General features: G+C 45.4%; 8 protein-coding genes. 3 read left to right on the forward strand and 5 right to left on the reverse strand.

The genetic code is table 11. The features are described from left to right. Positions 1–84 precede the first annotated feature (84 nt). The gene (locus MKY19_RS25245; protein ID WP_339798455.1) at positions 85–1,179 is read left to right on the forward strand and encodes a YheC/YheD family protein; all 1,095 of its coding nucleotides are present in this window, start codon (positions 85–87) and stop codon (positions 1,177–1,179) included. Between the two features lie 86 nt (positions 1,180–1,265). Further along, a complete protein-coding gene (gene asd / locus MKY19_RS25250; protein WP_339798457.1) occupies positions 1,266–2,057 on the forward strand; it encodes an archaetidylserine decarboxylase in 792 nt (263 codons plus the stop codon). A 73-nt stretch (positions 2,058–2,130) separates the two neighbouring features. Here the strand turns inward: asd and MKY19_RS25255 are convergent, their stop codons facing one another. The 5 genes from MKY19_RS25255 to MKY19_RS25275 form a co-directional block, all read right to left on the reverse strand. Then, positions 2,131–8,967 (reverse strand): glycoside hydrolase family 3 N-terminal domain-containing protein, encoded by a 6,837-nt coding sequence (locus tag MKY19_RS25255; RefSeq protein WP_339798459.1) that lies wholly within the window; start codon positions 8,965–8,967, stop codon positions 2,131–2,133. Positions 8,968–9,651: 684 nt separating this feature from the next. Beyond that, complete coding sequence (locus MKY19_RS25260; RefSeq protein ID WP_339798461.1) at positions 9,652–10,695, reverse strand: ABC transporter substrate-binding protein; 1,044 nt, start codon at positions 10,693–10,695, stop codon at positions 9,652–9,654. A gap of 170 nt (positions 10,696–10,865) precedes the next feature. Next, positions 10,866–11,609 (reverse strand): 2,3-diphosphoglycerate-dependent phosphoglycerate mutase, encoded by a 744-nt coding sequence (gene gpmA, locus MKY19_RS25265; protein WP_042191518.1) that lies wholly within the window; start codon positions 11,607–11,609, stop codon positions 10,866–10,868. A gap of 471 nt (positions 11,610–12,080) precedes the next feature. After that, complete coding sequence (locus MKY19_RS25270; RefSeq protein ID WP_042191520.1) at positions 12,081–12,866, reverse strand: AraC family transcriptional regulator; 786 nt, start codon at positions 12,864–12,866, stop codon at positions 12,081–12,083. 110 nt (positions 12,867–12,976) lie between these two features. Next, positions 12,977–14,482, reverse strand: a complete 1,506-nt coding sequence (locus tag MKY19_RS25275) for a PLP-dependent aminotransferase family protein (RefSeq protein ID WP_339798463.1) — start codon at positions 14,480–14,482, stop codon at positions 12,977–12,979. A 143-nt stretch (positions 14,483–14,625) separates the two neighbouring features. Here MKY19_RS25275 and MKY19_RS25280 point away from each other — a divergent pair, with 143 nt between their 5' ends. Further along, positions 14,626–15,243, forward strand: coding sequence for a pyridoxamine 5'-phosphate oxidase family protein (locus MKY19_RS25280; protein WP_042191524.1), 618 nt, complete (start codon positions 14,626–14,628; stop codon positions 15,241–15,243). Positions 15,244–15,277: the final 34 nt, after the last annotated feature.

Here is a 15,277-nt window from a genome sequence, read left to right on the forward strand (position 1 = left end):
CACCCTGACATGCGGGTACAAACATACAATGACAAGAGTAGTAAAAGCGGGAATCACGTGACCGAAGAAACAGGAGGAACAAACATGGGGCATAAGCTCGTTGGAATACTACTAAATGCCGATATGCACCGGGGCGTTCCCCGGCTAAAAACAGGACAGGAGTCTCTATCCAACTATGAAGAGGCGGCCGCTGCATACGGCCTAGTTCCCTGCTTTCTGAAGCTCGCGGACATCGATACAGACTCAGGCTTCAGCGCCGCCTATATAAAGGGATCTCATGGATATAAAAGCGTAGTAGTTCCTACGCCAACTGTCATCCATAACCGAGCCATATACAGCCAGAATAGCCCAGGAATGCAACGTCTGCTGCGGAACCATCCTTTGGTGTACAATACTTGTAATCGATACGGCAAGGATGAGATCCATGAACTGCTTGAGCAGCATGAAGAGCTGCGTGAGGTTTTGCCAGCAACAACTGGCGTATCTGGACTCAAACAAATGATGAATCGTTACCCCGATCTTATTCTTAAACCTTGCCGTGGAAGCATTGGGAATGGGGTCATGCGACTGGTTCGTAAAGGGCCTCAGCGCTGGAGCTTAAATTATCTCTCCCCCTCCATGCGGCGCTGGATAAGCACTCCCGTATATCAGGGGGCGCTGCCAAAAATGCTCCGGGCACGCCTTGCCTCTGTCCCTTATCTCGTGCAGGAGCGTATTCCCCTTGCTGAGATTGGAGGACGTCCCTTTGATTTACGCGTCACCGTTCAACGCGGCTGGGGAGGCGATTGGCAGGTTACCGGTCTCTTTGCTAAACTAGCACCCCCTGGGGGGTTTGTCTCTAATATAGCCCGTGGAGGAGAAGCGTTAAGCTCTTCCTTTGCGCTGGAAAAAGCCTTCTCTAGAGGAATAGCGGCCCATATCCGTATGGCTGTCGAAACACTTAGCCTTGTTATAGCTCGTTGTCTCGAACAAGACCTTCCAGGGCTGGCCGATATCGGACTGGATATAGGCATTACAAAGGATGGTCGCATCTTCTTCATAGAATGCAATGGCCGCGACCAACGCTATGGATTTCACAAAGCCGGCCTTACGGAGATTTGGAAGGAGAGTTACCGAAGACCTATGGGATACGCACGTTTTTTACTAGAAAAGAACAGCCTCATATATAACAGTTATTGATTTGTCTCCTATTCTATGTCAATATAATGCAGAGCAGAAGGCGGCCACATACGACCGTACTGCTGTATTATGGAAGGGAGATGGGCATGGTAAAACAATTGCTGCGGCTAATGACCGAGCTATCCTCGCACCGATGGCTTTCACGGTTAATGGGGTCTTTTTCTCATAGTAGACTCAGCCGTTTTCTAATCCCGGTATTTATTAAGACTTATCAAATCCCCTCCGCCCAAGCGGAGAAGAATCCTGGAGAATATCTCACTCTTAATGAGTTTTTCAGCCGCCGGCTGAAGCCTGGCATGCGGCCTATTGCAACCGATGCTGACGCTTTAGTTAGTCCCGTAGATGCAATGATTACTGCTATGGGTGACATTTCCTCTGGTACGATTATGAATGTAAAAGGGCAGGATTATAAGATCGAGGATCTACTAAATCATTCTCCGCATCTGGAGCTATACAAGAGAGGTTTTTTCTTCGTCCTTTATCTAAGTCCTACGGATTATCACCGGATTCACTCTCCCCTTACTGGACATAAGGTTGAGAGTGATCATATTCGTGGACGAGCCTATCCTGTCAACGATTTCGGCATGCGGCATATGAAGGGCGTACTGAATCGCAATGAACGTCTTATCACGTATATCGCCGGAGACTACGGAGAAACCGCAATAGTAAAGGTAGGCGCGATGAACGTCAGCAGCATCGGGTATACGGATGCTAACGCTACCGAGTGGCAAATCGGCGATGATCTAGCCTATTTCGAGTTCGGCTCCACTGTAGTACTGCTTATGGAGAGCGGTACTTTTACCCCGAGACCCAAGCTTGAGGTCAACACGAAGGTAAAGATGGGGGAATTGCTGGGGACGCTACATCGGCCGCTTTAGTAAAGCTACGATATAACAAAATAAGGGTATCCTTAACCGATTGAAAATCGGCGCCGGGATACCCTTGTTTTGTTTATTTCACTTTAGAGCTTGTTACGCTAGCATAGTAATCCAGTACATTGTTGATGATCACAGCTGCTTCAGCTCTTGAGGCCGAAGCTGTCGGATCCATTTTTCCACCGCTGCCTCCATTTACTATACCAAGATCTTTGAAGGCATAGACCGCTTCTTTAGCATAACCCGCAATAGAAGCATCATCTGGGAAGTCATGGTTAGTCGCTTGCGGCAATTCAACATTCAGTTTCTTCAATGCATTAAATAGAATTACACACAGGTCCTGACGGCTAATGCTGCTATTAGGAGCAAACATACCATTACCGATACCATTGATCAGTTGATTAGAAGTCCCAATCTCAACATAGTTTTGATACCAAGCATCTTTCAGAACGTCAGTAAACTGCTTTTGATTCTCGCCCATGCTGAAGTTGAAGCTTTTTACTACCATGGCAACAAACTCGGCACGGTTTACCTTCCCACTTGGATCAAAGCTTCCGTCTGTGCGTCCGCCGATAATATTTCTCTCCACCAGCGCTGCAATCGCAGATTCTGCCCAGCTAGGAATTAGAGTAGCATCTTTAAACTTATTCTTAAGCTCTTGTCTGATTAGCTCCGGTGTCTTCGTTTTTCCATCTGTTATCGGAGACTGAGGCTGCTGTTCTCCAGGTTTTACGACTTCTCCAGGAATCGATGGTACTGAAGGTACCGCTGGGGTAGTCGGTGTTGGTGTACTTGGTTGACCACCAGCTCCACCGCTGTAAGGTTTAACGATCACAGAGATCTGTACCTTCAGGCCAAGTGGATTAGCTATACCCTCAGGGAAGACAAGATCCCCCTTGATGGTGTACGTTCCTTCCGTATTACCGTTATAGCCTTCCTTGTTCCACTGAACAGAAACGACCTTATTCATCCCGGTATTCAGGGTTACTGATACTGAAGCTGGTAGCTCCAGTGCGTCAAAACTGGTACCATAAGCAACGCTTTTACTTGCTAGTGCTTGCACTGCCGTGATTTCTGGTATCGTAATGACCTCCGGTAGTACTTCGATCGTAATGGATGCCTTCAGGTCTTTGGGATTGCTGACACCTTCCAGAGGTACTAGCGCTCCTTTCAGGGTATAAGCTCCTTGCTTATCGCTATTGTAGCCTTCACTATTCCAATCGATGGATATCGCCTTTGTCTCACCGTTGTTCAAAGTAGCTATGACCGATGATGGTAGCTTCAATCCATTAAATGGAGTGCCGAATGGAACGCTCTTACTTTCCAAATCCTGCACTGTGACAATCTCAGCGACACGAATCACTTCGGGCATTACCTGAATGGTGATGTAAGCTTTCAGATCATTAGGGTTGATCATTCCTTCTTCTAATACCATAGTACCGATCAGCACGTATGATCCTTCCACATTGCCGTTATAACCAGCAGGGCTCCATTTAACAACAAGTTCCTTCTGCTCATACGTATCAAGCGTTACTGTAGCTGAAGACGGCAATTCCAACTTATCAAAAGCGGTGCCAAATTCAACATTTTTGCCCTCCAGCTTCTCAACTTTAGTAATCTGGATAGGTTTAGTGCCTTCTGGCAGTACAACCACTGTAATAGAAACAGTTTGATGGGTACTATTCAATACCCCCTCAGGAAGCTCAAAGCTACCTGCCAGCGTATAACTCCCCGCTTTTCCACCGTTGAAATCTTTACTATCCCATTGTACAGGCAAGTGAATTACCCTTTTGTTGCCCAATGTAGCTTCCACTGTAGCGGGTAAATTCAATTCTCCTGCAGCAGTTCCGAACGGCACACTCAGCAGTTGCGGCTGAACAATCGATATAATTTCTTTAGCATGGGTATCTTCTGTCCATTTGGCATAATACACCGTGCTTATGTTCATTACCGTGTCTACGGTTAATGCATTACCGGTCCCTTCTTTATTATCAAACCAGCCAGCAAAAATGTAGCCTTCACGTTCCGGTACCCGAGGTAAGGTGCTTATTGCTTCACCTTTAAATGCGGTTACTTTGGTAGGAGCCGGTGAGTCCAGATAATTCTGATCGAAGGTGACTTCAATCGGATCAGCATAAATGAGTTCAACATATTGTAAATTTGCATTTAATCCGTTAAAAATCATATACACATTTTGTTTTCCAGTCACTTTGGTTCTGTCTAGGAAGGTTTCCGCTGTCAAATAATGATCAATGTAAGAATTTCCAGGCGTTTGTTTGGTGCTTGCCATGCCATAATTCCCCCAAGCAGCGCCTGCTTTCTGTGCAAAACTAATACTTGCAAATTCATTACCAAGTTCAAAAGAACCTCCGCCGCTGTAAGCATCAGCGTATGCTCTTCCTTGTGTAATAGCTCTTTTAACTGGTTTACCCGTATTGTCAGCCTCTGTATAGAATTTAAAATATGGAGACGATCCGCCTTCACGGGCATACTGCACTCTTACTTCCACAAGATTAGTCAAGTCAACCTGACCGAAATAAACAAGGTCATTAGAATTGACATAACTCATGGCGTCCGTACCACTTTCGAATCTGAACTGGGTATTCGTTGCATAAATCCATGGTGCATTATAAGGATAAATTCTAATACCGCTCTCTACTTTCAGTGTTTCTCTCGGAGCAATATTGATTGGCATAGACGATATGCTCAAATCTGTTATAGCCGCTTTCAAGGAAGCTATGGCTTCTGCAACAACCTCATCGTTAATCGGCTCAGCAAGAACAGCCTTAACCTCATCCAGCACAGCGTTGAATTTGAGCTTTTTGTAAGCTGTGTATGCATTCATATCGATATTTTGAGCAGCCTTGATATCCGCTTCTAACGCCGATGTGTCTACATTGTCCTGCTTCAGCTGGAAGGTTAACCAGTTCAGGTCAATACCAGCACTCTCAAATACAATTCTAAGGGTATGCTCACCCGCCGACAGCTGAATATCAGGGATTCTGAAGGTTTTCCATACCCCTTTAGTCGTGGTGAGGTCAAAGGTTCCCATTAGCTTATCGCCATCATAGACGCCAAAGGACATTTGGGCGACATCCGATTGACTGGAACGAATTCGTGATGTGACTTTGTACATGCCTTCTTTCTCCACATTTACCTTATAGGAAATGGCTTCACCTTTGCTTGTGTTGGTGTAGCATAATCCGCCGTCTACATCATTACTGCTTACCGGCGTGATTATTGGAGTAATGGAGGCAAATTCCGTTTCAGCTACCTTCAATTTAGTATTTTTCCCTATCTTCTTTACTGCCAAAGCTACATCACTATTGATTCTGACATAATCAAAATCAACAATAAATGGATCTGTAAGAGTCTGACTTCCGTTGGATGCAAGTAACCCAAACTTCGGATTGGCATAATTCGCAGTTGTACTGCCTAGTGAAATATATTCCTTGCCGTCAGCGCTGACATAACCGGAATAGCTGTTACCTATTTTTTTCAGCCGTAAATACAGCTCTTTCTTTTCTCCAAAAATACTGGTGAGCTGACTGGCAGACAGTTGTCCGATGGTAACAGGCTCCGTGCCTCCGGTTTCTTTAGTCATGCCAATGATCTTGCCGCTACTGTATTCATACTTCACCCAGATATAGTTATTGTTATCCTGTGAAGCCGTGATGCCGACGCCGTTATAATTTTGATTTGGCGCTTTGCTCATATTAATTTTTACGGTTGCTTCCCAGTTGCCGAAGGCCTCCTGCTGGAAATAGTTCTTCAAATCTGCATGATCACTCCAGAAGTCGCCTCTTTCAGCGATGATTCTCAAATTGCCGAGAGCAGTGCTCAAAGACCAGTTTTTGTTATTTTCTGTATTGGTAGCAGTCTCTTTATTAATCGTCCAGAAGTTGCTTAGATTTGTACTATCGAACTCATCGCTCTGTGGTGTCGTACCAAACTGTATCACATAGGAATTCGCCTGATCGGAGCTGATACATTTGATCGTCACTCTTTTATTGATGAGATCTACGTTGGCCGTTGCTTTTACACCATCATTCGTTTCAAACGTAACTTCAGGTAAAGTAGCCCCGTTACTGAGACCTACATCATAACTGAACCTAGTCTGTGCAAACCCCTCAAGCGGCTTACCATCAATAGAGATATTCTTTAAATAAGCATAGGTCGGATTCTCAAAAATCGGTTCCAAGCCTTCCTCCGAAGAGAAAATAACCTTGTAGATCCGTTTCTCTCCTCCGGCCGAAGCAGTAATTACAGCAGCCGGTCTATCTTTATCGGCTTGTCGTACACTTACCTCTACACCGGCTGTCGCCGTAGCTCTGACTTCAGGGTAACTGCTTTTTTCAGTCGTTTCCCCAAAGGCCTTATAGTCGAGTTTCAATGGATTAAATATTTTGATCTTTTTGCCGCCTACCGTAATCTCGGAGAGCTGCGGATCACCCGATTTGTCCGTATTCACCCGGAACCAATCTTTTCCCGGCGTGTAATTGACTACGTAGTCAATCTTTGCCGTTCTTGCAAAGGCTGGAGATTGCATCAAGAAGCTCGTGATATTTTTAGCAGAACGCTGCAATTCTCCTAAGGTCAGACTGCCGTTAGCAAGCGATGTCATCGTATTAAAGGTACTGTTATTCCGATTCTTATGCGTTTCTGCATAATCGTTCGGAATTACCATGTAAAGGTCATTTTGGGCACGGACCATGGCTTTGCCGTTGGTTTCATCATAACGATTGGTAGTGGCATAGAAGCCCTGATCCTCACTCATCTTCGCCCACCAGTCTGTCATGACAATCCCGTCAAAGCCCCATTCTCCGCGGAGGATGGTCGTATTCAGATCATAGTTACTGGAAGCCCAAGTTCCGTTTACCGGACCATAGGACGTCATCACTGAACGCGCCTTTCCACTCTTCACAGCCATTTCATAACCTTTCAAATAAATCTCGCGTAGCGCTCTTTCAGAGACAAGTGCATTCACAAGATGTCTATCCGTTTCCTGATTGTTCGCAGCGAAATGCTTAATCGTTGGTGCCGTACCGTTCTTCTGAAGACCCCTTGTCTGTGCAGCAGCCATGATACCTGTCAGTAACGGATCCTCCGAAAAATACTCGAAGTTTCTCCCGTTCAGGGGACTTCTGTGGATATTGATTCCCGGTCCTAGCAGCGTATCAATATTGTTAATCAACATTTCTTTGCCGAGAAGATCGAATAATCTTTCATTGAGCTCCGTGTTCCACGTACAGGCAAGCATCGTCCCGTTCGGGATACTGGTTGCCTTCTCTGCATTGGTCTCCATCCGGATTCCTGAAGGACCGTCGGCAGCACTGTCGATAGGGAGTCCGAATTTCAGCAGATTTTTAGTGACACCACCAAAAGCCGCAGCGGTTCCGGCAGTAACTTTAGGGCTGGACATCCCTTCCCCTAAAATAATGGCCCCCAGATCGTTGTTAGACAATTGTGCAATGAACTGATCCATAGTCACTTTCTGATTGTATACATCCAATAAGGTATAACCCTTGTCCCCAGTTTGTGGAATGGACGCAGGGAGATTTTGCTTGATTCTTTCATCCAAGTCGGTAATCCGTGTCGGTACCTTTTCAGTGACAGTGGTAAAAGTACCATTTTCATTCGGTTGTCCTGGTTTGATACGATCAAATTCCTTAGTTGGCGCGAGCGCTTCCTGCAAGGTTTCTACAACCTTCAAAGCATTAAGACTGTATACTCCTTGCTTTTCGCTGTCACTTACACTGTTGCCTACGTAAATATTATAGTCACCAGCTTCTAGAACATAAGATGAATCATGACCTGTAATTCCACTATCATCATATGAGGCCATATCTTTGGTGTCATATGTGATGGTGATCGACTGTGATTCCCCAGGCTGTAACAGCCGGGTCTTAGCAAAAGCAGCAAGCTCCTTGGCCGGTTTACCAAGTTTACCTTGTGGTGCACCGTAATAAATCTGTACAACTTCTTTGCCTTCCACCTTACCTGTATTCTGAACAGTTACAGTCACCGCAACCTCATTCTCACCAGCAGTGACATTGTCAGTAGTGATCTTGAAATTGGTATAGGACAGCCCGTAACCAAATGGATAGAGCACCTTATCTGGAGCAAAGGTCTCAAAATACCGATAACCCACATAAATATCCTCACTATAAGAATTCTCAGTTTTGCTGCCAAAATGTGCAGTAGAAGGATAGTCAGCAAGTGTAGCTGCAATCGTATCGCTCAATTTACCGCTTGGCGTAACGTCTCCGGTCAGCACATCGGCTACTGCACTTCCCCCTTCCATCCCCCCTTGCCATGTATACAAAATAGCAGCTTTGGGATAGTATTTAGCCCATGACATATCGATAACGTTGGCTACGTTCAATACGATGGCCACTCGGTCGAATTTGGCATAGACCCGGTTAAGCATATCAACTTCAAGGTCTGTCAGCTTATAGGCACCCTTGACGTCCGTATTATCCTTATCTTCACCGGCTGTTCTGCCGATGATGACCACAGCTGTATCCGTTTTTGCTTTTGCTGCATCCACAATTTCATCGGTTAAAGGCATTTCTGCCTGTGACCATGGCTCTGCTGCCCAGCCACCACCGCCATTGTTGAAAGGATTCTTTTTGATCCATTCGGCATAAACCTTCGCCAGATCTTCATTTAACTTGAGACTGGGATTGTTCCGAAGACCTTCCAGAATCCCATTCACATAATCTACTCTTACCGCACCGCCAGATCCTGTGCCTGACTTGTAATAATGCGCTTGTATGCGGCCAAATACCGATACATTTTCACTCATCTTGATAGGGAGCACTTGTTCATTCTCATTTACTTGTGATCCTGCTGGTTTATACTCCGGATTTTGCAGCAACACAATACCTTCAGCGGCCACTTCTCTGGACACATCCGCTAATCCCGGGAGAACCTTAGCCAAAACGGGAGAACTGGTACTAGGCGTTATGATTGAGGTTATCAGAATGCAGCAGAATAATATTTTAAGTAAGCGATTACAATTTTTCCTCATACTTATCACCATTCCTTTCGATTAAGGTACAGCTTAGGATAATGGGTCATCGTAAAGAGCGAGTTTTCAATTAAAAATTTCTAATGCATAAACGTTCGATTCATAAACCGATAGGATGATTTTACTTTCAGGAAGGAGTTATTCTCTAAGAGCGCTAGCCGCTGTGGAGTAAGCATCAAGTGTGTTACTGATTAAATCTAAACCGGTTTAGATTTTTCGCATAATTCTCCTAACTCATACTTACAAATTAAAACGTGCGAAAATGTTCATTAATTCCTCCTTTACTTTTTAAACTTACATTGAATACTATCATCAGAAATATCATCCTAACATAGAAAATCCTCATAGATTTATTGAATATACTCATGTATCACAGAATTCAAGTTTTTCAAAATAACTAAAAAGACTCACTCGGCCGATAGCTAAACTTATAAACCGAAGTTAAGATGGGCCCATTATAAAACAGTTACATTAAAAATAGCAGGGAGAATCAGCATCGATTAATGCCGATTTTCCCTGCTATAAAAACCAAATGCAAGCTCGTGGACTTTCGTTGAAGTAGAATTATTTTGCAGATAAAAGACTCTCAGTAATGTAATTTAACTGCGCTTCAAGCGTAACGGGATCACTATATGTATCAGCGGTTGGGTCCAGTTGGAATACGTTGCCTGTTTTTACGGCAGGAAGATGCTTCCATAAGGGGTTGTCATAGACGATTTTCGGATCACTCGTATCGCCAGCCCACGGGCATGTGAATACAATATCTCCAGCAAATTGAGGCAGCTTCTCAAGGGAGATTGTTGCCCAACCAGTGCCACTGTCTATAGCTTCTTTCTGCGCTTCAGGAGGTGCTTTCAGACCAAATTCATTATAAATAATTTCTCCACCACGCCCGTAGCTGTGACCGAATACGAATAGACCACCGGAAAACGGATTTAGGATCGAAACTGTTTTGTCACCTACAGCTGCTAACACCTGAGGCTTCAATTCTTTGATTTTTTTGTTCCATTGTTCCACCCAAGCTTTAGCTTCGGCTTCTTTCCCCGTTAATGTACCGAAATCAAGCATTTGATCTCTGATAGTTTTTGCACCGTATTGAATGGCTACTACTGGCGCTATTTCGGCCAGCTTGTCGAGTCCTTCCATTCCGGAGAATACAACAATAAGATCAGGGTTCAGCTCTAAAATGTGTTCAAGAGATGGTTCATCTCCAAGGCCTTGAACGCCTTCCAGCATTCCTTCAAAGTAGGGACTGTTTAAGACACCATTCATAACACCAACCGGTTTGATTCCTAACGCCAAGAAGTATCCTGTGTCGAAGGAGGTTAAATCGACAATCCGTTTCGGATGTCTGGGTACTTGAATATCCCCGTTACTTGCTTGATATGTAACCATGTCCACTTCGCTGGATGAGTCATTGCTGTTTGATGAAGATACGGCACTCTCTGTCCCGTCTACTGAGGAGGTAGTATGCTCAACTGCTTGTCCGCAAGCTGCTAGCAGTAACGTTATAACCAAAGTAAACACAAGCAATAGATAAGTTTTTGGAGATTTAAACAAAATAAATTCACTCCAATCGACATAATATACAATGATATTGATAATCATTATCAATTCAACTATATAATATTATTCTAATCTTGGCAATGGAGAATGCGTTAACATCTACTGCATGTACCTTTTGGACACCTACTACACACTAAAAATAAAAGGACAGCCCCATGGCTGTCCCTTAATCTTTTCAAGTCATTATATGCTCTTTATATCTGTTACGCCTATTACACATGTCCTTGCTTAGCAACATCACGCGCCTTGGCCGCAACCTGTTCCGGATCTCCTAAATAAAAGCGGCTGATTGGATTAATGTCCTCATCCAGTTTGTACACGAGTGGTACTCCTGTAGGAATATTGAGCTCCAGCAGTGCTGCCTCATCAATATCCTCCATAAATTTGATCAACGCTCGCAGTGTATTGCCATGGGCTGAAATGAGCACCCGTTCCTTTTTACGTACAAGGGGAACGATGCGGTTTCTCCAGAAATCACCTACACGATGAACAGTATCTTCCAGACTCTCGCCTCGCGGAATATCCTCCGGACGAATACTGCTATATCGAATATCATTTCTGGCATACCGAGGATCATTAAGCTCAAGCAGTGGAGGCCGAACCGATAAACTCCGTCGCCAGAGATGCAATTGTTCTTCACCGTATTTTATCGCCGTTTCACTTTTACTAAGTCCCTGAAGTGCACCATAATGCCGTTCATTCAGCTTCCAGGACTTTTGCACAGGAATCCACAGCAGATCCATTTCATCGAGAACATAGTTGAGTGTTTTGATCGATCGTTTGAGTACCGATGCAAAAGCTAGATCAAATGTATACCCTTCATCCTTCAAAAGCTTGCCAGCAGCCTTAGCCTCTTGAATACCCTTTTCGGTTAAATCCGGATCACTCCAACCCGTAAACAAATTCTGCACATTGTACTGGCTTTCACCATGACGTATCAGTACGATTTCGTACATTTTATCTCTCCTCCCACCTATATGCTCTGGAACTCTGTTACATCATGCAATAGATCACCGTGATAATCTCTAGTATGGGCGTTTTTTGGGCAATTGAATGTAAGATATGCAACAGAATGCAAAATTACCCTCACAGGAGATTTATTCTATTGTATCAAATATACATTCTTATATTTCAAAAAAACCGGAAGCCTGTTGGCCCCGGTTATTTAAAGTCTTTGGTCATATCCAGCGATTGTATACCTGCTCAGTTTAGAACCAGCTATCTATGGCAAAAGCACTCGATTGTTTTAATCTTCTCAAACGGTTTCTAAAAAGCCCTGCGCCTCCACTTTTACAATCGGTGTTGCAGATTCGGCGTCTGATCATCATCCCATGCGTCTCCCCTTCCAAGAAGTTATGTAAATTCTCTGTAAACTAAACTGCAAAGTATTTACCCTTGGATGAAATAACTGAAACAACGAATGCAAATCAGCGGATCTCAGATGGACTTTTTCCGGTATACTGCTTGAACTGGCGGCTGAAAAAGAAAATGTCACGGTATCCAAGTGCATCCGCTACCTCAGTAACATTCATTCCAGCGTAGAGGAGCAAATGCTGAGCACGCTCAATCCGAGCTCGAATGACATAAGATTGAACGGAAGAGCCAGTAAGCTCCTTAAACTTAATTGAAAAATACCGCGGCGACAGCCCTGCACGTGCAGCAAGATCCTCTACGCGATGCGAAATCCCGGGATGTTGGCTCACATAGTTCGCTATTTCATGAATAATCTCTGTTAAATGGTTGCTAGCATAACGTTCTACAGGCTTCACTCGGTCCTCCCTAAGCAGATGAATCATTAGTTGCTTTAGAACAAGCTGCCCTTCTTCCTCAGCCGCGTACGTATCCACTAGGAACAGCCGGACGTAACGAGCAAGCAGATGCTCAAATTCAACGGTTTCTGCAAGTACCCGATAGGGCAGCGGAACATCCGTCACCTCTCCGGTGACATCAAAATGAATATATGTAAGGACAAGTGGTCTTTGCGGATTATGAGTAGCGCTTGTATGGTCACCCGGACGGAACAAGAAGCAGCTCCCCTTGCCCACTTGGAAGGGTTCCCCGTTACGTATAACCGTCCCTTCCCCGCTCCATACATAGAATAAATCATAATTTTGCAGCGACTTCTCTCTTTTTTGCCATTTCCAGCTTGGTTCGCACACAATCTTCGCCAAGGCAGGTAATATAACAAAAGAGGATGGCGATGCGTGCAGCATAACGTTCCCTCCTAAAAGTTTTGTTAGCATAATCTACTTGAGTTACTCCGCAAAACTTGCATCGTTAGCATTCACTTCGTTTTGCTTCCCATCCCCACCATCATACCTTGTCATGTTGCAGTTTGTACATCTTCCCACGCCAAAAGCAGGCGCTTTATTCCTTCCTCCAGCTCCACAGCATTCAGATGGGCAAAAGCAAAACATGCGGCTGGCTCCCCCAGCGAAACTTGATATAACGCCACATCTCTGAAATCCGTGCCGCGCCTGTGCGCTGCCGCCCGGAATGCCACGAACTCTTCTCTACTGCGTAGCCACCGCGCATATACTTGCAGCCCCGCATCGCCAGGTAGCAGCTCAAACAGCACATTAAGCTGTTCCGACAGCATCGTCCTAAGGATGCGACCGCGTTCACCATAAATGCGGGTCATCCGACGCAGATGACGGCCATAGCCGCCGGTATTCATAAACCGTGCCAATGCCCGCTGTTCCAGCAGTCCGACTGGTAAAGGCTCATATAGCGCCTTGGCGGCGATCGTCGGTTTTACCAGAGAGGGTGGAAGCACTGCAAAGCCAAGCCGAAGGCCAGAGAACATCGTGTTTGAGAAGGAGCCAATATACACGACCCGTTCTCCGCGATCTAGCGCTTTTAATGGCTCGATTGGACGTCCTGACCACCGAAACTCACTGTCATAATCATCTTCAATGATTACCGCTTCATGTCGCTGCGCCCATTCCAGCAAGATACGCCTCCGTTCCAAAGGGAGCACCACACCTGTAGGAAATTGGCGACTTGGTGTAACAAACAACAGACGCGCATCCCAATCCTCCGGAATTAGACCGCTATCATCCAGCTTTCCTACCAGCAATCGTCCCCCATTGATCTCTACCGCTCGGCGAATCCCATGGAAACCCGGATCCTCGACAACCGCTTCGCCCCCTGCATCCAGCAGCAGCTGGGTCAAAATAACGATGCCTTGCATCGAACCGCTAAACAATACGATATGCTCTACATCCGCACGAATCCCGCGGGTAATCCGCAGATGCGCAGCGATAGCTTTGCGAAGCCCTTCATCTCCTTCGGGGGGACAAGTGCTTTGCAGCATACCGCCTTCTTTCCCTCCAGCATACGTTAGCGCACTGCGCCATTCGGCGTAAGGAAAGTGCTCCATCCGCATACCGCCGCTAAGGAAGCTTACAACATTCTTGCTACGCTGCTCATACAAGGGTGTCGGGCGCGTGAGCAGTCGTTCTCCCCATGCCGAAAGTGGGATCGTTCTCTCAGATGCAGAGCCTCCCCCAGCAGCATCTGCCACCTCACCCAAAGTCACATTTTCACGCTTATTATCTCCAGAAGCTGAAACAAAGCTATCTTTTGATACGAATGTCCCCCGTCCAGTCACCGTCCTTACATAACCATCAGCGAGCAACATTTCATACACCTGCGAGACCGATCCGCGCGACAAGTCATAGTGCATAGCCAGACTTCGTGTAGACGGCAGCTGAGTGCCACCCGGGAGAATTCCCTCCAATATTCCAGCGCGAAGTGCATGATATAACGCTAAATATTTGTAGCGGTGTATCGCCAGATATTGATCGAATGCCAGCGTAATATTCATTGTTTCCCTCCTTGGCCAGCAAGTGGTCCATTAAAAACTATCTTAATTGGTCCTTTTTAATTGTCAACTACTCTACTATTCTTGAAGGAACATCTACATCGGAGCAAATGCTCTACTCTATTAAGAATAAGGACGTGAACCCTATGCGCAGAAAAGAATTTCAAGTAGATCAGGAGGAAGAATTAATCTCTTTTCTAGACGGAATGAGCTTCGGTTTTCTCGGTACAAGCGATGAACAGGGGCTACCGCGGGTGACACCGCTGAATTTTGTATATACAGATGGGTGTTTCTATTTCCACGGTAGTCATGCTGGCGGCAAAATGAAGGCGATCCGCAATCAGCAGAAGGTCTGCTTTACCGTAGCGGATGAGTATGCACTGATTCCGTCTTATTTTAGCGATCCAGAGATGGCCTGCCCAGCAACCGCATATTTTAAAAGTGTTACCGCCTACGGCATAGCCGAGCCCGTCGAAGACATTAGCGAAAAAGCCATCGTACTCTCCTTATTTATGAAAAAACTCCAGCCCGAGGGCGGCTATAATCAGATAGATGCAGAGGACCCTAAATACCGTCCCCGTCTAAAGGGCGTCGCGGTAGTGCGCATTACCCCAGATGAGATCACGGCGAAGTTTAAGTTTGGGCAAAATCTAAAAGAAGAAGGACGTTCTGGGGTCATTTCCGGCCTATCTGAAAGAAATCATCCACGTGATGAAGAAACCATTGAAATGATGAAAAAATACTGCCCCTATCACTCCGAATAATAGATACGGATAAACCAGTTTCTCGTTCAAAATA

This window comes from Paenibacillus sp. FSL R5-0744 (assembly GCF_037972555.1).
GTDB lineage: Bacteria > Bacillota > Bacilli > Paenibacillales > Paenibacillaceae > Paenibacillus_AQ.

Coding starts and splice junctions, on each gene's coding strand:
- asd (WP_339798457.1), top strand. CDS start 1,266: ATGGTAAAACAATTGCTGCGGCTAATGACCGAGCTATCCTCGCACCGA.
- MKY19_RS25270 (WP_042191520.1), bottom strand. CDS start 12,866: ATGCTGCACGCATCGCCATCCTCTTTTGTTATATTACCTGCCTTGGCG.
- gpmA (WP_042191518.1), bottom strand. CDS start 11,609: ATGTACGAAATCGTACTGATACGTCATGGTGAAAGCCAGTACAATGTG.
- MKY19_RS25280 (WP_042191524.1), top strand. CDS start 14,626: ATGCGCAGAAAAGAATTTCAAGTAGATCAGGAGGAAGAATTAATCTCT.
- MKY19_RS25260 (WP_339798461.1), bottom strand. CDS start 10,695: ATGATTATCAATATCATTGTATATTATGTCGATTGGAGTGAATTTATT.
- MKY19_RS25245 (WP_339798455.1), top strand. CDS start 85: ATGGGGCATAAGCTCGTTGGAATACTACTAAATGCCGATATGCACCGG.
- MKY19_RS25275 (WP_339798463.1), bottom strand. CDS start 14,482: ATGAATATTACGCTGGCATTCGATCAATATCTGGCGATACACCGCTAC.